Origin of the sequence: Planococcus lenghuensis (genome assembly GCF_001999905.1) — a bacterium.
Classification (GTDB): Bacteria; Bacillota; Bacilli; order Bacillales_A; family Planococcaceae; genus Indiicoccus; species Indiicoccus lenghuensis.
In genome coordinates, this window is sequence record NZ_CP019640.1 from 2,856,564 (window position 1) to 2,876,035 (window position 19,472).

General features: G+C 41.9%; 16 protein-coding genes and 3 pseudogenes. 3 read left to right on the forward strand and 16 right to left on the reverse strand.

What is annotated here, in order from left to right; all coding sequences use genetic code 11:
- Positions 1 to 62: 62 nt before the first annotated feature.
- The 5 genes and pseudogenes from B0X71_RS14555 to B0X71_RS14580 form a co-directional block, all read right to left on the reverse strand.
- Positions 63 to 799 (reverse strand): annotated as a pseudogene (locus B0X71_RS14555) (IS110 family transposase); the annotation flags it as partial.
- Positions 800 to 971: 172 nt separating this feature from the next.
- The gene (locus B0X71_RS14565; protein ID WP_077590102.1) at positions 972 to 1,607 is read right to left on the reverse strand and encodes a NeuD/PglB/VioB family sugar acetyltransferase; all 636 of its coding nucleotides are present in this window, start codon (positions 1,605 to 1,607) and stop codon (positions 972 to 974) included.
- Positions 1,608 to 1,637: 30 nt separating this feature from the next.
- Positions 1,638 to 2,288, reverse strand: coding sequence for a PIG-L deacetylase family protein (locus B0X71_RS14570; protein WP_077590103.1), 651 nt, complete (start codon positions 2,286 to 2,288; stop codon positions 1,638 to 1,640).
- A 49-nt stretch (positions 2,289 to 2,337) separates the two neighbouring features.
- On the reverse strand, positions 2,338 to 3,237 hold the full coding sequence (locus B0X71_RS14575; RefSeq protein ID WP_077590104.1) for a methionyl-tRNA formyltransferase: 900 nt from the start codon (positions 3,235 to 3,237) through the stop codon (positions 2,338 to 2,340).
- Positions 3,238 to 3,343: 106 nt separating this feature from the next.
- Entirely contained in the window at positions 3,344 to 3,664 is a 321-nt protein-coding gene (locus B0X71_RS14580; protein WP_077590105.1) for a transposase, read from the reverse strand.
- Between the two features lie 487 nt (positions 3,665 to 4,151).
- On the opposite strand from B0X71_RS14580, the pseudogene B0X71_RS14585 reads away from it, so the two are divergent.
- Positions 4,152 to 5,171 (forward strand): annotated as a pseudogene (locus B0X71_RS14585) (IS630 family transposase).
- Positions 5,172 to 5,340: 169 nt separating this feature from the next.
- Here the strand turns inward: B0X71_RS14585 and B0X71_RS14590 are convergent.
- The 7 genes and pseudogenes from B0X71_RS14590 to B0X71_RS14620 all read right to left on the reverse strand — a co-directional run bounded on the left by B0X71_RS14590 (position 5,341) and on the right by B0X71_RS14620 (position 12,677).
- Positions 5,341 to 6,455: pseudogene (locus B0X71_RS14590) on the reverse strand (IS4 family transposase).
- A 149-nt stretch (positions 6,456 to 6,604) separates the two neighbouring features.
- Positions 6,605 to 7,219: a sugar transferase gene (locus tag B0X71_RS14595; RefSeq protein ID WP_198038622.1), complete on the reverse strand. Its 615-nt coding sequence runs from the start codon at positions 7,217 to 7,219 to the stop codon at positions 6,605 to 6,607.
- Complete coding sequence (locus B0X71_RS14600; RefSeq protein ID WP_077590106.1) at positions 7,219 to 8,346, reverse strand: DegT/DnrJ/EryC1/StrS family aminotransferase; 1,128 nt, start codon at positions 8,344 to 8,346, stop codon at positions 7,219 to 7,221. The genes B0X71_RS14595 and B0X71_RS14600 overlap by 1 nt, the downstream gene beginning before the upstream one ends.
- A gap of 67 nt (positions 8,347 to 8,413) precedes the next feature.
- A complete protein-coding gene (locus tag B0X71_RS14605; RefSeq protein ID WP_077590107.1) occupies positions 8,414 to 10,291 on the reverse strand; it encodes a polysaccharide biosynthesis protein in 1,878 nt (625 codons plus the stop codon).
- A gap of 138 nt (positions 10,292 to 10,429) precedes the next feature.
- Complete coding sequence (locus tag B0X71_RS14610) at positions 10,430 to 11,197, reverse strand: tyrosine-protein phosphatase (protein WP_077590108.1); 768 nt, start codon at positions 11,195 to 11,197, stop codon at positions 10,430 to 10,432.
- A gap of 47 nt (positions 11,198 to 11,244) precedes the next feature.
- Complete coding sequence (locus tag B0X71_RS14615; protein ID WP_077590109.1) at positions 11,245 to 11,949, reverse strand: CpsD/CapB family tyrosine-protein kinase; 705 nt, start codon at positions 11,947 to 11,949, stop codon at positions 11,245 to 11,247.
- A gap of 5 nt (positions 11,950 to 11,954) precedes the next feature.
- Positions 11,955 to 12,677, reverse strand: a complete 723-nt coding sequence (locus B0X71_RS14620) for a YveK family protein (RefSeq protein ID WP_077590110.1) — start codon at positions 12,675 to 12,677, stop codon at positions 11,955 to 11,957.
- Positions 12,678 to 12,837: 160 nt separating this feature from the next.
- Between B0X71_RS14620 and B0X71_RS14625 the strand changes: the two genes are divergently transcribed.
- A complete protein-coding gene (locus B0X71_RS14625; RefSeq protein ID WP_077590111.1) occupies positions 12,838 to 13,635 on the forward strand; it encodes an SGNH/GDSL hydrolase family protein in 798 nt (265 codons plus the stop codon).
- A gap of 12 nt (positions 13,636 to 13,647) precedes the next feature.
- Positions 13,648 to 14,574 carry an LCP family glycopolymer transferase gene (locus B0X71_RS14630; protein ID WP_077590112.1) on the forward strand — a complete coding sequence of 309 codons (927 nt, stop codon included), beginning with the start codon at positions 13,648 to 13,650 and terminating at the stop codon, positions 14,572 to 14,574.
- Between the two features lie 92 nt (positions 14,575 to 14,666).
- Here B0X71_RS14630 and B0X71_RS14635 read toward each other — a convergent pair whose 3' ends face one another.
- From B0X71_RS14635 to B0X71_RS14650, 4 genes are all read right to left on the reverse strand, one after another.
- On the reverse strand, positions 14,667 to 15,632 hold the full coding sequence (locus tag B0X71_RS14635; protein WP_077590113.1) for a glycosyltransferase family 2 protein: 966 nt from the start codon (positions 15,630 to 15,632) through the stop codon (positions 14,667 to 14,669).
- A gap of 63 nt (positions 15,633 to 15,695) precedes the next feature.
- Positions 15,696 to 16,871 carry a glycosyltransferase family 4 protein gene (locus B0X71_RS14640; RefSeq protein WP_077590114.1) on the reverse strand — a complete coding sequence of 392 codons (1,176 nt, stop codon included), beginning with the start codon at positions 16,869 to 16,871 and terminating at the stop codon, positions 15,696 to 15,698.
- A gap of 95 nt (positions 16,872 to 16,966) precedes the next feature.
- Positions 16,967 to 18,133, reverse strand: coding sequence for a carboxylate--amine ligase (locus tag B0X71_RS14645; RefSeq protein WP_077590115.1), 1,167 nt, complete (start codon positions 18,131 to 18,133; stop codon positions 16,967 to 16,969).
- Entirely contained in the window at positions 18,120 to 19,469 is a 1,350-nt protein-coding gene (locus B0X71_RS14650; RefSeq protein WP_077590116.1) for an O-antigen ligase family protein, read from the reverse strand. Before B0X71_RS14650 ends, B0X71_RS14645 begins: the two co-directional genes overlap by 14 nt.
- Between the last annotated feature and the right edge of the window lie 3 nt (positions 19,470 to 19,472).

Below are 19,472 nucleotides of genomic sequence, written 5' to 3' on the forward strand. Positions count from 1 at the left end.
TTGATGTATCAATGGTTCAAGCCATCCAAGGGTTGCCAAAAAAATATTTTCAGCCCATCTGGTTTCCGATACTTTCTAAACCTGCGAATTTCCACCCGGACCATCGATTGGTCTTCCGTCAGGCCGATGGAATCATGCGCTTGTTCAATGAGCTGTTTCACTTTCAACTTTTGGGGCAATTTCAATCCCTCCACCTGCCGGTACAGCGCGAGCACCTCTTCCGGCTCCTGTGCTGCCACGTCACTCGGAAATGGCGTACATTCCAGTGCAGCGAGCGCCATTTTCCCAAATGAGGGGAACACAATCCGGAATTCCGGAAAGTAGCGATCAATCCAACGGATGAGCTTGTTTTTAATCTGGCTTAGCTCATCGGTTAGGTTCCCACGGAGCGTGGCGCCGACACGCAAATCCGCTTCGGTCTCTTTCGGAAGACGCGGATGGCTGTATCGCCCGTCTTTCGCCAGCCGGGTGATGACCAGCGCGTCTTTCGTATCGTTCTTTGTTTGCAGGTTGTCATCCAGTTCCTTTATCCGTTTGACGTGCATCAGGTTGCACCACATGACGAGGGGAATGCCCCGCTCGTTCAGAAAGCAGGCCAGGTTGAGCCAGTAGCCAGTAATGACCGGTCGGTTCAATCCCGATAGAACGTCGGTCTTCCCGAACGCCTTTAAACACGCAGAATCTGATCGTAGAAGAGTTCGAATCCTTGTCGGGACTGATGAACCGGAAAGGACTTCCTTAAAGAGCCGGCGCGCTCATCGACCATACAGGCGTAATGTTTCTTTTTGGCGATGTCCATGCCAATGACCAGCGTCTGGTCGGTAACTTTGCGTAAACTTCATAGGAAGTCTTCCTTGGTATTCAAATCAGGGGTCAATTCTGCAGATTCGACACCCCGCATCATACCAAGAGGTTTTTTTGTGTTCAAGTCCCGAAAAAGTTTGTAACAGAAATGCTTATATAATAAACTTTTAACCTTTAATTTTTTTTGCTGGAGTACCAACATATACACTGTTTTTATCTGCATTTTTTAAGAGAGTACTTCCAGCACCAATAACAGTATTTTCTCCAATAATATCCACACCTGTCACAACCTTAGAACCCATACCAATAAATACTCTTCTTCCAATATTTATTGAAGCCCCTATACCGGTTAGAGTAGAAATTAGACAAGCAGTACCAATATTAGTGTGATGAGCTATAACAACTCCTGGGCTTAATATGCAGTAATCTTCTATTACTACTTTTGTCCAAACGAAGACGTTCGCATGAATATAAACACCTTTGCCGACAATCGCGCTTTGGCTGATATTAACCGAAGGATGAATAAGGGAAGGAGTTTCTCCTTGGAAAGAGTTAATTTCAAGCATTATTCGCTCTCTCACTGTATTATTTCCTATAGCTACAATAAATTTATGGTTCTTGATTTCATTTTTGTCTAAGTTTGAAAATTTCCCGAGTATATCAATACTCATAACTTTGGAATTCATTTTTTGGATATTATCATCATAAAAACCTTTGACTTTATATCCTAAAAGTTGAGCTAATTCGCACATAACCTCACCATAGGTTCCAGCTCCGATTATATATATATCATTATTTTCCATAAAATACTCCTAACAAAGAAAATTCTTTAATTACATAATTTTTCTAACTAACATGAAAGTTTCAGCAAATGGAACTCCTATAGTTGAACCCCTAAATTTCGCTAAAGACTCAATTATTTCATTAGATCTAGGATGCGGAGCTTCATTTAGCTGTGACTTATAAGAACTCATAGCTTCTAACTTCTGTTTAAAATAGGGAGAGATATCACTCCATACGTTCGGTATATAAGCATTATCAACAGTAGGAATATTCCATTCGGTTTCTGATAACGTTTCGTATACAAATATATTTTCGATGTTCAATCCATTGATTGGCCTCATTGCCACCATAGCGCTGTGGGATACGATCCCATGATCCATATGCATGTCTCCTTTATGTGGAATAAAGGCCATATCGGGCTTAACTTCTTGTACCACCCTATGAAATTCTTTATTTAAATCAATTAAGGGAGTTTCTTTCAATCTTACTACCGGAAAGTCAAGAAAGATTGTTTCCTTTACGCCTAAAATTTTATGTGCTTCTAACGCTTCACTTCTAATCACATTTAATTTTTCCGCAGTTGCACTTTTAGTTACTTCACATACAACTACTTCATGACCCAAGCTAGAATATTTGGCAATTGTACCACCTACACCTAAAACTTCATCATCATTATGCGGTGCAAATACTAATATTTTCATAACTTTTCATCCTTTTTTTATCCCTATCATGTTGTACCAATGGATAATATTATTTGAATTTCTGTCCAACAATAAGTTCTTGAGTAATTTCTAATTCATATTCATACACTCTTAAAAGACCGTCTTTACAAACAATATCAAAATACCCGTTTTTAATATTAGCTATTTGCCCTGGAAAGCCAATGTACTTAGGATTTTTAAAAAAATCGGCTTTCCAAATTGTACATTTATACTTTCCTTTGTAAAAAGAAAAAGCACCAGGATAAGGTTTTGACACAGCTCTAATTAGCCTTTGTATGTCTCTGGATGATTTGTTCCAATCAATGCGTCCATCTTCTGGAGTTCTTTTCAATAAATAGGTTGCTTCTTTCTCATTTTGCTTAAGGGGTACTATAGAATTCTCCAGCAACTTAGGCAAAGTTTTTTTTATCAACTTTCTAAATGCCTCGTGACACTTCAGTTGAACATCCGATGCATAATCTAATTCACTAATTTGATAATCTTCTTGAGCAATTATATCTCCAGAATCCATACCTTCATCAATGAAAAAGAGAGAGCACTTGGTATTTTTAACATCTAAGATAATTTGCCATACTAATGCAGCTCTACCTCTGTGCTTTGGAAGTGGCGTTGGATGAAATCCAATCGTTCCCTTTGAAGCAAGATCAATAATTTCTTTTTTTACTAATTGCGATAAACCGATTACAAATATGTAGTCTGGAGAAATTTGTTTTATTACATCAATATGTTGCTCATCATTGATATTTTTGAATTTCCGATAAGGTATATTGTTTACAAAAGCTAACTCATGGATAGGTTCATATCCAGAGACATTTGCAGAATATTTCTCATCAAGTGAAAAAATCATATCAACCGAGAAGTTTATGTCAATCATTTCTTCAATTAATGCTTTAGTAGAACCTACAGACCCAATTACAATCGTTTTCATAATCTTCTCCTTTTAGCAAGGCTTTTTAAAATAACTATATGAGCCAATTTCATAAATCGGCCTTTTAAAAAAGTGTAGACTGCTCTTCTGTTTGTTTCGTCCTTTTTTAAATCATCGTGTCTGTCTTACTGATTGCGGAAATCATCCGGGAATAGGAAGACTTGGATGGCACGTCATCAAATAACAGAAATGCACAGTCGAACCGGAAGAACGGGTCTTGCCCCAGGCGTTTAACCCATAGTTTAATCGTCGGAATTCGCTTCACCACACGAACGATCAACGAATAGATCATGGCACCGTAATTCAGTTCCCGAGGAACCCCTCGATGGGTCTTTTTATCAAAAATGCGAAGAAGCGGACCCAGTTCCAATATCGAAAAAATGACATTGAACCGGTGGGTAGGTGCCATTTCGAATAATTCCTGCATGTCAAACAGGTACTCTTATCTTATAATAGGCATAGAGCGCTTTCCCTCCTGTTTTGAGTATGTTGTGGTGACTACTATTATAGAGGATTTAGGGAGGTGCTCCTTTTTATTGCCGTTTTATGCTTAGAGCCGCAAGGCCTCGCAATTATGAAATTGATTCATATAAGTTGAGATAAATCTGGCTCTTCACCAAGAAATGCACTTGGTTTCTTTTCGACAACAAAGAAAATCGCATCATCCTTTAAAAAGGTGGAGAGTTGCTGCAGTTGTATCTGGAAGAAAGAGCAATAAGCGGCGACTCCAGCGGAATCAGAGGGCCAAGCGAGACCCTGCAGATCTCGTAAGCGAACGAAGCGGCTCGCGGACCGCGTCCGCTTTAAGTAATTTCTTCTTGTCAAGTACAGACTTTGGTGAAGAGCCATAAATCTTTTTCATTTTTTCGTCTACATTGCATACTGAAAAAAACGCCTGAAAGGAATGGTCAGCCATGAACCTGGAAGCGGAAATCCAAGAACTGCAGACAGCCATGAACTTAGAAAAGGAGCGCCGGATGTTTGAACGATCTTAGGCGGTCAAGCTGGTGCTTGAAGGCAAGACCCGGAAAGAAGGCCGCTGTCATCATCGACCGCATGGAGCACACCGTCGGGAGCTACGTGGCAGCTTATAAGAAAAACGGACTCGCCGGACTCCGCCGAGGCACATCCACCGGAAAACCGCCGAAACTGACTGACGAACAGCAGGAGGAACTGCGGGAGATCATCGCCTACAAGACGCCGGCGGATGTTGGGTGCCCGGCGAGCTGGTCGAACGGGAATGGGGCGAGACCTATTCGCTGAAATGACTTTCCCAGCTGTTCGAATTCCCTTGGCCTCAGCTTCATGCGTCCGACGTATCCCTTGAAGAAAGCTGATCCCGAAAAACAGGCTGCTTTCCAGAATGAGACATTCCCGGATCTTAAAAAACTGATGGACGGCCAGATTGACCACCTGCTGTTTGAGGATGAATCGATGATCCGGGATTATCAGGCGATCGGCCGCACTTGGTTCTTACGTGGAAAACAGCGAATCATTCCGACATTCGGCCAGCAAAAGGACGTCAAACTGATTGGCACGCTGGACTACGAGACCGGTGAAATTTTCTGTATCGAAGAAGAACAATATGATGCCAAAACGTTCCTGCACTTCCTCTAGAAACTGCTGACTGTCTACCCAATGGGTAAAATCGTCATAGTTCTAGATAACGCCCGGATCCACCATGCCAAGCTGATCCAGCCATTCCTAGACGAACACCGCAACCGCTTGGAACTCGTCTTCCTGCCGCCCTACAATCCACAGTTGAATTTGATGGAAGGCGTTTGAAAGTGGCTGAAGGAAGCTGTCATCCACAACATCTTCTTCGGCAGTGCTTCGGCAGTGTCCAGAAGATTAAACTCGCTGTCCGCATCTTCCTCAAGGACGTGGATCAGCGCTGGGCGGAAGTGATTGACCGGTTGTGCATAAGAATATAAATTCTTTAACTTAACTTATATCACTAGTGTTGCATAAAAGTAGAAGAACAATCAATCGAAATATTTTGAATCATTTTCGCCAAAAAAGAACACGCCTGAATAAAGGTAGCACTATCCACTTGGTAATTTTATACAAATAGCCCAGGAAAACGGTGACCGACCATTCGTTTTACGGAACCGATGTTCCTTCAATCCGGCGAAGCCAGTCCCTGGCATTCTTCCAGAGCTTCGCCGTTAACAGGCGCGTGATGGCCAGAATTGACTTTTTGCTTTCTGTTTCCAGCTGGATCAGTACGTTCAGGCAGTAGGCGATCAAGGCGAGGTAGATCTGATTTTTTACGGCATTTTCGCTTTGTCCGTAGAAATGCTTGATCTTCACGTGCTGCTTGAGCCATTTGAAGAACAATTCGATGGCCCACCGTGACCGGTAGATGTCACTGATTTCCGCTGCAGACAAGTCGAAACGGTTGGTGACGAGGCGCAACTCTCCGCCTTTGCCATCCGGTATGACCACAATCCGAAAGACGTTTTCCGTACAGTTTGTGGCGTTTCCGATAAAAGCCATCGTATCTGAAATGGCATCACAACAGACGGAAGTGCGAATTTTTCTACCGGACGTACGACGGAATTTTTCTTCAGCCGGCTGACAAAAAAGAGGCCGTCGTCTGTAAACGTGTCAAAGCGGACGTAATCCATATAGCCCCGGTCGAAGACATACATGGCTTCCTTGTCGTCAACGAGCACTTCCAGCTGGTTGCGGTCGGATTCCTTGGCGTTCGTGATGATTTCCTTGTCCGGGTAATGGGTTCCCTTTTCATCGAATACCAGACGCAAATGCAGTTTGACACCCGATTTGGTCTTCCGGAACTTCGCCCACTTAAAGTGATTGACGTTCAGGGGAAGCGTGGAAGAGTCGATGACTTTCAAGGGCATCCCGTTGGGGGATGGCATCTTCTTTCCTTTGATTCGGCTCACAAGCTGTAGGAAGAGATTCGAAAGAATCACTGGGTCCAAGCCGTTATTTTTTCTCGACAGCTGGGAAACACTGATGGATTGAACGCCGGCAGCCCGTTGGAGGTCAGTATTGGCCAAAGCAGCTTCCAGCGCATGAAGGCTGTCCGCTTTCATTAATTGGGCATGCAACATCAAAAGCAGGTACGCCTGCGTCGTCAGTTTTTTTGTATAGCGATCCTGTCGATGATTCTTCACAATTTCGTTGAATTTCTCAAAATTTATGGGGTAAACCCATTTACCAAATGCCGTTTTTTTAGTATTCTTGTCCATGCGTGAGTCCTTTTTAGTGGATTTGGACAGGAACTACCTGTGCTTTCCATTATGAAGGACTTTTTCTATTGGATTTAACTGATTTTCGAAGATTTGATGAATTTCTAATGTTCCAGATAAATTAATGCAACACTAGTGAACTTATATAGTTAATCTGTATTATTCATAACTTTTTCTTTTTTAAATTTCTCTTCTCCCATAGATACTATGGCGAGAGTTTTAGTAAGGATTTTAAAGTCTAAAAACAATGAAAAATTTCTGACATATTCTATGTCATACTCTATTCTTTGTTCCCAGGGCAGAGTTATATTCCCATTAATTTGCGCTAATCCTGTCATGCCTGGTTTTACATTTATACGCTTCAATTGATGCGGGGTATATTCTAATACCTGTTTCATAATAGTTGGTCTCGGGCCAACCAAACTCATATCGCCAAGGAACACATTCAAAAGTTGAGGTAATTCATCAACCTTACTTCGCCTTAGCAACTTTCCGAGCTTTGTTAAACGATCCTTATCCTTAGAAAAATCTAATTTGGACTCTGCTTCTTTATTTACTTTCATTGTACGAAACTTCAAGATATTAAATTCTACCTGGTTTTTTCCAACTCTTTTTTGTTTAAAAAAAATCGGACCAGGCATAAAAATTTTCATAAGAATAATTACAATAATAAGAATCGGAGACAAAAGAATTAATCCTATACCACTACCAAACAAATCAATAACTCGTTTAATGAAAAATTTCATCTTCTTTGTAGAATCCATTACTTCCACAACCCTCGAATTATCTTAACAACTCTCCCCAACTCCTCATCCTTAACCTTTGTATCACTCGGCAAACAAACCCCAGTCTCAAACAATCTCTCTGAAACATTAGAACCAACGAAGTCATACCTCTCAAAATAAGGCTGCTTATGCATCGGTTTCCAGATTGGACGGGACTCAATATTCTCTGTTTCTAATGCGTTCATTACATCAATCGGCTGTACTTTACCTTTCAACGTCAAAGTACTTAACCAATAGTTCGGTCTGTTCCATTCATTGGTTGGCATGAATGAGAGCCCCTCAAGATGACTAAGTTCCTGCTGGTAAAATTCAAAGATTGCCCGTTTCTTCTCAACCCGCTGATCTAGTACTTTTAACTGACCTCTACCAATTCCAGCTACCACGTTACTCATCCGGTAATTATAACCCAGTTCACTGTGCTGGTAATGAGGTGCTGGGTCGCGACTCTGCATTGCCCAGAATCGTGCCTTTGCAATTCGTTCTTCATCATTAGAAATCAGCATTCCTCCACCAGACGTCGTGATAATTTTATTGCCGTTAAAAGAGTAGATACCGTAGTCACCAAAAGTCCCTGTCTGTTTTCCTTTATAAGTTGTACCAAGACTTTCGGCTGCATCTTCAATTAAAGTGACATTATATCTCTTGCAAATTCCCATGATTCTATCTAAATCTGCTGATAATCCATACAGGTGAACAACAATTACCGCTTTCACTTCTGGGTATTTGATAAAGGCTTCTTCGAGCGCTTCTGGGCACATATTCCATGTTTCATAATCGCTATCGATGAAAACCGGAATCGCATTTTGATAAATGATTGGGTTAGCAGTGGCCGAAAACGTGAGTGACTGGCAAAATACAATATCTCCTGCGCCTACGCCTGCTGCCTTTAATGCAAGATGAAGTGCCGCTGTTCCAGAGGATAAAGCGGCAGCCGCTTTTGTTCCTACTTTCAAAGCGAGTTCCTTTTCGAATCCATTTACATTCATTCCGAGCGGCGCAATCCAGTTCGTATCAAATGCTTCTTTTACATATTCCATTTCGTAACCTTCATCGCTCATATGAGGAGATGAAAGGTAGATTCGGTTCATTGTCTTCATTACGGTCATAAAAGTGGCCTCCCTTTCATCAATATTATAGGAAAACACACATCCAATTTCAGGGCTGTGTGTATGGTCATTTCGTCGCTTGAGCTGGCTCTCGCTGCTGTTGACTTGTCATTAAGAGCGTTGGTACTGAAACCCCATCTGTATCTACATTCTTCCTATTTGCCAACCCAACTAGCAATTCTTTGATTTCACTATCACCTAGTTGAGGGATCTTCTCTAACACATATAACAATTCGTGCTGACTAATCGGATTAGCTTTTCCGATATAAATTTTCGGGAACACTTTCTCTTTCTGAATCTCGTTTTCATTCAACAATTCCTCAAACATCTTCTCACCTGTTCGGATGCCGGTAAACTGGATCATGATCTCATCTTCTGAGTAACCACTTAAGCGAATGAGGTTCTTGGCAAGATCTACTATTTTAACTGGTTCACCCATATCAAGTACGAAAACTTCCCCACCTGCCGCAAGTGTCCCCGCTTGGATGACAAGACGTGAAGCTTCTGGGATAGTCATGAAATAACGGGTCATTTCAGAATCCGTCACGGTTACCGGTCCGCCTGCTGCAATCTGCTTCTTGAATAAGGGCACCACACTGCCTCGTGAGCCAAGGACGTTCCCGAACCGGACAGCTGCGAATTTTGTATCGCTTTCCTTCGCCAAGTTCTGGACAATCATTTCCGCTACCCGTTTCGAGGCACCCATGACGTTCGGCGGGTTTACGGCCTTATCTGTTGAGATCATGACGAAATTTGAGACGCTAGCAAAATGAGCAGCTTCTGCCACGTTGCGTGTGCCGTAAATATTGTTCTTCACGGCTTCAATTGGATTGATTTCCATTAATGGGACATGTTTATGCGCTGCGGCATGGTATACTACATCCGGTCGATACTGTTGCATGACTTTCAGAATACGATCTCGGTCTTGAATATCCGCAATTACAGGAATGAGCTCCGTATTATCTCCGATTTTTTTCTGCAATTCCATATGAATCGTATAGATGGAGTTCTCTCCATGTCCGAGTAAAATCAGTTGCTTTGGGCCAAAACGAGCTACTTGCCGGGATAGCTCCGAACCGATGGATCCGCCGGCCCCTGTCACCAAAATTGTTTTACCGGAAAGCTGAACCGCGATTTTGTTCATGTCAAGCTCGACTTCTTCCCGACCGAGTAAGTCTTCGATTCTTACATCTTGGATATCTGTAACAGATACTTTACCTGTCATAATATCTTCAATTACAGGAATCGTCTGAGTACGGATTCCCGTATCGACACAGCGTTTGATGAGCTCTGCCATTCCTTGTTTGCTCATGGACGGGATGGCGATGATAATATGCTCGATTTCGTTATCCCTTACGGTGTCTGCAATGATATCCGTACCGGCCAATACCCGGACACCGAATACTTCCAGTCCGTGTTTCCGGGAATCGTCATCGAGAAAGGCAATCGGCTTTAGGCCCGACCTCGGGTTACCAAGAAGTTGTCGACCGACTAGTGTTCCCGCCTTGCCGGCACCTATGATGAGTGTTCGTTTTGTCTCATATTGTTCTTTTTGTACTTTGTTATCACGGAAAAAACGCCATGATAAGCGAGATCCGCCAATAAGTATTACATGAAGCATCCAGGTAATTGCGAGGGCACGAAGCAGAATATCGTTGACGGCGATCAGTTGCATTGCCGCCACTGTTGCAATAGACCATGTGACTGTTTTAAAAATTAACGCTAATTCACCAACAGATGCATATTCCCAAACTTTTCGATACAGCCCATAGTATGTAGCAAAGATGTGATGCCCTACAAATATTGTGATTGCACTTACAAGCAATACCCTGCTTTCCAGTGGATTGGTCCAAGGGTGTAAAAGATAATAACCTAGAAAGATTGAAAAGAAAACAATGAGGGAATCCAATCCAATCAAGAGAGATAAACGATTTTTCAATGACAAGTATATTCGCCTTCTTTCAATATGTAAAAAGTGTTAATTATTATTTTAACAAAAAAACACTAACTTTTATCCCAATTATAGTATTACTAAAGATATAAATCATTAGCACATTTTGTCGAAGATGGCCTTTCTTGTCTATTACTTAAGTACTCTCCACCATTTAGAATCACTTATTTCTTCTGGTTCCAATTGAATCAGGAACTCATTCCGTATTATTCGATCATTATTTTCCAGGAGAATATCAATAACCTCGTGTTTTTTTCTTTTTTCCAAATGATCAAGTCCTTCATTAAACAAAGCCGGACGGGTTTTTATATTATGTACATCTGATCCATATGTATGAACAAGATTAGCTTCGACCAATTGCATTGCTGTTTTTTGTATTGCTCGCCCGAAATGTCCTGCAAGACTCCCCGCTGTGATCTGCCCAAGTGCACCATTCGTGATGAGCCGATAAAGTCTGTTCGGTTTTTCTGCAATAGCCTTATTCCGTTCGGGGTGCGCAATGATCGGTATTAAGTTCATACCGAGAAGCTGCTGAATAACTGGAATAGTATACGCCGGCACGGTGTTGGACGGAAGCTCGATCAGCACATACCTCGACCCAGCAAGCGTCAATGCTTCTCCTTCTGCAATTTTGTCTGTAAGTACATCCTTCAGCCTCAATTCCTGACCCGTATGGAGTTTTAGCGGAATTTGTCGATCTTGGAGTTCTGTCGACAACTCTGCAATTTGTTCTCTAATAGTAGTAGCTTGAACATGGAATTGCGGATGAAACGCATGAGACGTAGCAATGATATCTGTAACTCCTGCATTTACGGCTTGCTCAATCAAATGGAGTGATTCTGTCTTTGTTGTGGGTCCATCATCTACTCCATATAGTATGTGACTATGCATATCCAGCATTCAACATGCCCCCCCTAAAAGAAGCAGAGCAGAAAGGAAGACCTTTCTTACTCTGCCGTTCCGTAGTATTGGTAATACCCATTCTCTTTTTCAAATTTAAAATTATTTAACACTGTGCCGAGGATTCGACCATTTGTCTTCTGGATCGCTTCTTTCGCCTTTAGCGCATTCTCTTTTTCTGTAGCGCCTGAGTTCACGACAAGAATTGTCCCTTCGCATTTATTTGCGAGAATTTGTGCATCTGTCACTGACAGGACAGGAGGTGCATCAAAAATGACGAGGTCGTATCCGCTGAGCAATTCCTGTAACACTGCATCCATCGTCCGGGAAGCCAGAAGTTCTGCCGGATTTGGCGGAATGGGTCCGCTTGTAATAAGATCTAGGTTCTCGATGTTCGTTCGCCGGATTGCATCTTCCATATTCGCCTGTCTTGTTAAAAGGTTTGATAAGCCGATTGCGTTATTAACGTGGAACGTATAATGGGAAGTCGGCTTCCGCATATCTCCATCAACAAGCAGCACACGTTTTCCAGACTGTGCAAACACCACGGCTAAATTGGCGGAAGTGGTTGACTTCCCTTCCCCTGGTACTGCGGAAGTGACCAGCAATGTGCTCACTTCTTTGTCTGCTGAAGAAAAAGAGATGTTTGTCCGGACGGTCCGGTACTGTTCGGACACATAAGACTTTGGATTCGAGTTTGCAATCAGTTTCCGGGCTACTTGCTGTAGCCCTTTTTTTGTTGTCTTTGCCATGGTGTCTAGCCTCTCCTTCTCCGGGTCGGTACGTCTACGGTAACCATTTCTTTATCTGGAATGGGACTGATGAGGCCGAGTACCGGAAGATTCAATACGTCTTCGATATCTTGTTCATTTTTCAGTGATGTATCCAAGTACTCCAGTAAGAAGGCAATCCCTACGCCGATCATAAGACCGATCACACCCGCAATCGCCATATTGAGCAGTGGATTCGGTTCGACTGGAGATAACTCATCTGTGAAAACAGCCGGCGTTAATATCGTAACGTTATTTACATTCATGATTTCGCGGATGTCTTCTTCAAATACTTCTGTAATCGTATTGGCAATTTCAACCGCGAGTGCCGGATCGGAATCTTGTACAGTCAGATTCACGACTTGTGAGTTCTGAGCAGTTGCTACGGTGATTTGATCGCTGAGTTGTGCAGCATTAATTTCCAAGTCTAACTGTTCAATCACTTGATTCAGAATAGCCGGACTTTTAATGATCACACTGTATGTATTGATCAATTGTAAGTTCGCCTGGATGTCCTGATTGCTTACGGTGGCCGTTTCCGTGTTTTCCTGATTCACGAGGATTTGAGAGGAGACTTGATATATCGGTGTGAGAATCAGGAATGACACGATGCCAGCAATGGTAATCGCTAAAATAGTGGTTAATGCAATAAGACCTAACCGTTTCTTTACGGTTTTAAAAATATCCTGCAAACTGATTGTTTCTTCCATCTGTTGCTTATCTCCTTTAACTGGGCTTTTACAATAGCTTACAACAGTATAGCAGATAATTCGAGACGAAATCGGGATTTTTTTGAAAAGTCATATAGGCTATTTGACTGAATTATGCTATCTTTATCATAAATCGTTTGGAAAAAGAAAGGAGTTTGGTATGAAATTGCGTTCCATGGGCACAGCCTTGCTTGTGTTGTGCTGTCTGACCGTTTTAACTGTCAGCTATATTACATATAAGAATAAGATTGATTTAACAGACGCGCTGCCAGTACCTGAAGTAACGGAAACAGCAGTAAAAGAAACTGAGGAAACATTGCCTGATGGTGAAGTTGCAAGCGCTGGATCGGAATGGGATTCATTGACTGCAAACATGGACGAGTCAGTGCAACAGCTTTTCACTGCCCGTCAAGAGGCCGGTGAATCGATTCAGTTCCTGATTACCGGATCTAACACAATGCTGGATGGCGAACCAGGCTATGCAGCGAGACTGAAAGATGCACTCGAGGAAGCATACGGAGATCTCTTGGAAGTGAAAGTCATTTCATTCGGCGGGACTTCCCAGACATTTTCTGATCAGTTCGTGGATCTTTCTTCCGGCTATGACGTTGTATTACTTGAACCATTTACGCTGAAGAATAACGGAGTAGTGGCGATTGAGGACGAAAGGGCTGCAATCCAGAAATTTTTCGGACAAGTGCAGGAAGTCACACCGGATGCTGAACTTATTCTTCATCCCCCGCAGCCGCTGTTCGGCGCGAATTATTATTTGACCCAAGTCGATGCGTTAAAAGAGTTTGCTTCACTTCACGAATACGGGTATATTAATCATTGGGACGCCTGGCCGGCGACCGATGATGAAGCACTTAAGGAATTTTTGACTGATAGCGCCAGTCCGAACAATGAGGGTGCCCGCGTATGGGCGACTGAACTGATCGACTATTTTGTCGCACAGTAATGGAGGAACCACATGAAACGAAGTGAACGCAGGGCAACGGTAAAGAAGAAAAAATGGCCCTGGATTGTCGGGATTTTAGGAATTCTTGCGATTGGCGTAGGCTTATATCTGTTTTCTGTCTACAACAGCTTTTCTTCTACGTTAGATGAAATTCATGCACCAATTGAGCGCGAAGTATCCGATATGCGTGTCGAAAAAGTAGAACTGGAAGACCAGGACCCCTTCTCTGTATTGATGCTTGGTGTTGACGAACGCGAAAATGACCGCGGCCGTTCAGATACGATGATTGTCGCGACGATCAATCCTGAGACACAGTCCATGAAAATGGTTTCCATTCCACGGGATACGTACACGGAAATCATCGGCTATGGAACGATGGATAAGATTAACCATGCCTATGCTTTCGGTGGTATCGAAATGTCGATGGCGACGGTTGAGAACTTACTCGATATTCCAATTGACTATGTTGTACAGGTGAACATGGAAGGATTTAAGGATATTGTTGATGCTGTGAATGGCGTCAACGTAAACAATTCACTTGCCTTTGATGAGTTCCCTGCAGGAGAAGTACACTTGAACGGCGAGGAAGCACTTGCTTATGTACGGATGCGTAAAGAAGATCCGCGTGGTGACTTTGGCCGACAGGATCGCCAGAAACAAGTTATCCAAGGCGTTATGAAAAAAGGAATGTCAGTGAACAGTTTAACGAATTACAAAGACATCTTTAATGCCCTTGGCGATAATGTAAGAACGAATATGACCTTTAACGAGATGGTTGAAGTGCAGCAAAATTACCGCGGCGCTGTTCAGGAAATCGATCAACTTTCGTTTGATCAGGGACAGGGACAGACGATTGATGGTGTTTGGTATTACATGATGAATGAGCGGGAACTTGAAGAAGTTCAATCGGTATTAAAGAGTCATTTAGAATTGGAATAGGAACATTCTAACCCTCTGGTGGACTCCATTAAATGGAGTCCACCAGAGGGTTTTTAATGACCATATACCATTTAAATCTTCAACTCCTATTCCTACTCTGACTTCCCCCTACCTAATGAAATTCCTTGATTTGAAATCTTTGATAGTCGGTATAAAAGAAGCAACTTATTTATATTCAGTTTTACACTCCGAAGCTTATTGTTTAAAGAGATACGATGAATTTCTTTCTTGTACTTCATATAATATTCCAATACCTCTTGTTCAATCCCTCCTAGTGAAATCGCTTTTAATAACCGATAGGTAATTAAAGCAGATAATCGATAGTTTAATAATGCTTTTCGCGCTTTCAAGTTTCGGCTAAATTCTTCTTTCTCCAGCAACCGATTAATAAAATTTATCTCTTTATCGATTTTATCCATCGTAAAAGCTGATAGTTTTTCTCTGTCTTCAAATATAGTGTAATTCGTTAAATGCTCTTTTACACAAGTAACCTTTACTGTCTTACTTACCACTTGGGCAAAGAACTCAACGTCCTCTCCCCACGATACGCCCTCTGTAAATTTCAATTTGTTCTTTTCCAAGAAATCTCTTCTCACCATATAGGCCGTCGTGTGGACATCCACATTTCCCAGTAAATAATCCAGGAATACATCTCCTTTTCTGAACGTCGTTTTTGACTTTATTCGCCGTAATGGCGTTACATTATAATACCCACAATAACAAACATCGTTTTTACGGTCTGTCAATTCTTTGTACATCTTTTCGAGAAACGCGGGTTCATAATAATCGTCAGAGTCTAAAAAACAGACGAAATCTCCTTTTGCTTCTGCTATCCCTTTATTTCGGGCCGCTGCAACTCCAACATTCTCCTGATAAATGTATCTGAAATTAGAGCAGTTATAGCTTGCTATCGTCTCAGCTGTTTGGTCTGTACTGCCATCATCAATAATGACTGCTTCAAAGTCTTTGAACGTTTGGCTTACTAAAGAATCCAAAGCTGTCTTGACTATGACCTCTCGATTGTAGACTGGAATAATGACCGAAATAGAAGGTTTCATATTTCACCTCGATGGAATAGATGGAGAATAACTTAACATGGAATAGAGACTAAAAAAGTTTTCTTAATTGCTGTTAACTCTTTTATACCTGTTAGCAAGATTCCCCTTTAACGTAAGCCTGCCTTCCAGAGAACTTAAATAGATTTTTTGCATATCTTTTAGTGCTAAACCGATCCCGTAAGCTTTTGCTAACTCAATATTCCGATCACTGAATGTTTTTCTTAGTTCTGGATATTTGTATAAGCTATTTAACGAATTTGCGAAACCTGAGTAATCCTTTACTCCCACTACGAAGCCGTTTTCACCTCTTGACACTAGATCGCGGTTTCCTCGGCAATCAGTGACTACAAGTGGCAGCCCTGTCGCCATAGCTTCCAGTATATTCACTGGGAGGCCTTCTTGCCTTGAGGAAGAAACAGCAACATCCGCCATGCACATAAGTTCAGCAACATCCCTCCTGTAACCTAAGAAATCCACTGACTCGTTAACACCGAGTTCTTCTGCCTGTTTCTTATACTGTTCCAGTAAATCTCCAGTTCCAACCAGTAATAACTTTACGCCCGGAACTTTCTCTTTCAGCAGAGAAATCGTTTTTAACAATAGATCTTGATGTTTTCGGTAACTGAGTTCTCCGGCATATATTAAAATGAAATCCTCTTCTTTATATCCATACTCTCGCCTCAGCTTTTTTTTCATGTTCAGCGTCCGGGGGCTGTACTTTTCCAAATCGACGCCTACTCCCCGCACATGCTCGATTCTGTTAGCTCTGAAGTTCCTGTCTATCGCTCTTTCATAATCTTCTTTGTTTATCGTTACTAAGGTATCCGTGTACTTGGCTAGCCAGCGCTCCGCTGGATAATAGAGCAACCAATTGATCAATGGAGCCCCTCTATAATAATGGAATCCATGAGCCGTATATATCACTTTTGTTCCTTTAGTACGCGCTTCCCTGGATGCCAGCCTAGCGACAGCCCCTCCCATGGGAGTATGGCAATGGATAATGGAATAATTATTTGTATCGATTAAGTTCTTCAATTCTTTTAAAGCGAATATATTTTTCAGTTTGAATGGGGATTTCTCAAACGGGATATCGAATTTTTCATCAACAGACGCAAAGTGTTCCTGTCCATTGCTGGCAACGTGTACTTCATAATCACGCTCCTTAAACCATTCCAAAAAAGGTAAGTGGAAATGCCTGATATGTTGATCTATCGTTGCTACGAAAAGGACTCTTTGCATACTGACACCTCCTTGAATATCAAATGAGCGGCTATCGCAATATCACTAATGTGCCAAGAAATCACTTGCCCTGTCTGCCGGATTTCCTTTTAATATTAATCAATTTTCCTTCTTGGTAAAAATTGTTTTTTGTAAGATGTCCATTCATAGAGGGCTGGTTTGATATCCCGCCAGTCTTCAACGTCCAATTTTTCCTGACCTGTTAAAAGATACTTAAAATCCGTCAGCCACTCGCTCATCACTCGGAGTTTTCCAGATTCATTTCTTAGTTCTCTTACCAACCAAGCCAGATCTTTCTTTAGATTACGCTGCCGAATATGGAGAGTAGGTAATCGGAGAGTTTCTGCCATCAGATCATTTCGATATAATTGATAGAGCCAGAACGGATAATCTAAACCTGAAGAAATTGTCAGCGGGAGAGATCCCCAAAACCGCCCGTTTATCTCCATGATTGCCCAATTGTCTGTTAGCGGATCCCCCTTAAATTCCACCATCGCGACACCTGTCCAATTGATTCGCCGGATCAGTTTTTCCGTGTATTCTTGTAATAGCGGATCAACCGGTACAGTGCATCGATAACTGCTACCCCCTCCGTCACGGGGCTCATGTAACCTGTTTTGCTGAGTAACAGAAAGGATTTCCCCGTCTTTTGCTAACAAGTACAGACCGGCTCCGGTTCCTTCGCATGTCTCTTGGATCATTATAGGTGAAACCGGCAAAATCTCCTTGCAGAATCTTATCATTTCTTCCTCGCCACTCACCTTTTTCACCGTGAAGTTCAAAATAGTATCTTCCTGGATTAGAGCACTGGACACTGGCTTCACATAAACTGGGTATGGAATATCCTTACACCGGATAAGATCCTCTTCTGAATGAACGGTTTTATATGCTGGAAAAGGAATCCCAAGTTCCCCGCTGAGTTCCAATAGCTTTTCTTTGTTATGTGCGTAAATTGCTGTTTCTCCGGGAGGCAATGCTATAATCACGTTTTTTTCAATTTGTTTTCTAAATACTGAACAAATTTGACACCCGGCGTCATCAATAGGAATCAAGAGATCGTAATCGATATCGTGCAGCAGTCGGCAAAGCTCATTCATAAATTTCCGAGCACTCTGTCTAGGGTTGCCGATGGTAAAAACATTCTTTACATACATTGATTTCTCTGCGCTTGTTTTTGTCCCCATCTGAACAATATCAATAAAAACCCCTTTTCTTCCCAGTGATCTGCAAACAGCCAGTCCAGCCCGTTCATTGCTCCCCAATAAGAGTACTCTTGTCAAAACGCAGCACCTCTTCTCTTGAATCCCTTTTCATCTGAAGCTCTGGGCGTAAGTATATAATCATCAATGACAGCACAAATGCATAGATGAATACGTTGATGAAAACTGCATCCAGAAAAAAGTAACCTGCTCCCATAATGACGATAGGCAGTAAACCGATCATGTAAATTCCATATACGCCACTCACATCTTTAATGATTTTTGCTAGATTCACAAAAGCAATCCCAATAAAAATTAAATTGATTCCTCCGCTTTGCGCAATCGCTCCTAAGACCAAATTATGTGCGACAATCACGCCACTCCCTTGTTTTGGATAGACATTTTCATGAGGACCAAGCAAGAGCTGTCCGATATCCTGTGAGTAAAGATGGAGATAGGCCATCCAAATATCGAGTCTTCCACTTCCTCCGTCGCTATCTGCGTTATCAATACGACCAGTCAAATTTTCAAATACTGAATCTACAAATACTCTATTCTGATTGGTAACATAGACAAGGAACAAGGTGACTACCGCTGATACTACTACCTGCCGCTTATCTACTTTCAGCATAAGATATGCATAACAGAAAAAGTTTGGTGTGAAAGCCAAAAGTCCGCCTCTTGATTGCGTCAGCAAGACACCCGCCATGAAAAACAACATGAGTATATTGCATAAAATCGGATTCATTCGCTTTTGGTGCAAATTAATTAGACATAGGCCTGTTGCAATCGAGAACATGACCGCAATGTAATTCGGATCTTCTCTTAATCCATAGAGCCTTGATGCCAGCAAGTCAATCTGGAGTGTGAAAATTGTATAAATCAGTGAAAATAATAAAAGAAGCGCTGTGCCAAAAATGAAGTATTTCGTAATAATCAGTGCTTTCAAAGTGAGTGTTCGTTTATAAACAAGAAACAAAGAGCTAATATAGACGATATTTACAAAAAAACGCAGGTTATCAAGATCAAATAATCGGCTATATACTAACGTATGCAATCCTAGGAAGAAGACCATGAAAACAATCATCATAAACATCACAAGATCAAGCTTAAATTTCCGCTGAATGAACAACTTGAGGAATAGGAGGACGATGACGACTGAAACAATACTGAATGGAGCACCTTCCATTCGGAGCATGTTTTCCAGCGGCAACAGAGCAAATAACATGCAGAAGGCAATGATGTCGCTTTTAGAAAGAAAAATAATAACTAGTAACGCTGCGCCGGCAAAGTATAAAGCCGCAATTCCGGTATACCAGTATAGAAAGACTAGCAGCAGCGGTACGGCCAAAAACGCAGTATTTATAAAATGCCGTTGGCCAGTCAGAATCTCTCCCATATT

Coding starts and splice junctions, on each gene's coding strand:
- B0X71_RS14625 (WP_077590111.1), top strand. CDS start 12,838: ATGAAATTGCGTTCCATGGGCACAGCCTTGCTTGTGTTGTGCTGTCTG.
- B0X71_RS14650 (WP_077590116.1), bottom strand. CDS start 19,469: ATGGGAGAGATTCTGACTGGCCAACGGCATTTTATAAATACTGCGTTT.
- B0X71_RS14575 (WP_077590104.1), bottom strand. CDS start 3,237: ATGAAAACGATTGTAATTGGGTCTGTAGGTTCTACTAAAGCATTAATT.
- B0X71_RS14615 (WP_077590109.1), bottom strand. CDS start 11,949: ATGGCAAAGACAACAAAAAAAGGGCTACAGCAAGTAGCCCGGAAACTG.
- B0X71_RS14640 (WP_077590114.1), bottom strand. CDS start 16,871: ATGCAAAGAGTCCTTTTCGTAGCAACGATAGATCAACATATCAGGCAT.
- B0X71_RS14635 (WP_077590113.1), bottom strand. CDS start 15,632: ATGAAACCTTCTATTTCGGTCATTATTCCAGTCTACAATCGAGAGGTC.
- B0X71_RS14570 (WP_077590103.1), bottom strand. CDS start 2,288: ATGAAAATATTAGTATTTGCACCGCATAATGATGATGAAGTTTTAGGT.
- B0X71_RS14595 (WP_198038622.1), bottom strand. CDS start 7,219: ATGGATTCTACAAAGAAGATGAAATTTTTCATTAAACGAGTTATTGAT.
- B0X71_RS14630 (WP_077590112.1), top strand. CDS start 13,648: ATGAAACGAAGTGAACGCAGGGCAACGGTAAAGAAGAAAAAATGGCCC.
- B0X71_RS14620 (WP_077590110.1), bottom strand. CDS start 12,677: ATGGAAGAAACAATCAGTTTGCAGGATATTTTTAAAACCGTAAAGAAA.
- B0X71_RS14610 (WP_077590108.1), bottom strand. CDS start 11,197: ATGCTGGATATGCATAGTCACATACTATATGGAGTAGATGATGGACCC.
- B0X71_RS14600 (WP_077590106.1), bottom strand. CDS start 8,346: ATGACCGTAATGAAGACAATGAACCGAATCTACCTTTCATCTCCTCAT.
- B0X71_RS14580 (WP_077590105.1), bottom strand. CDS start 3,664: ATGCAGGAATTATTCGAAATGGCACCTACCCACCGGTTCAATGTCATT.
- B0X71_RS14565 (WP_077590102.1), bottom strand. CDS start 1,607: ATGGAAAATAATGATATATATATAATCGGAGCTGGAACCTATGGTGAG.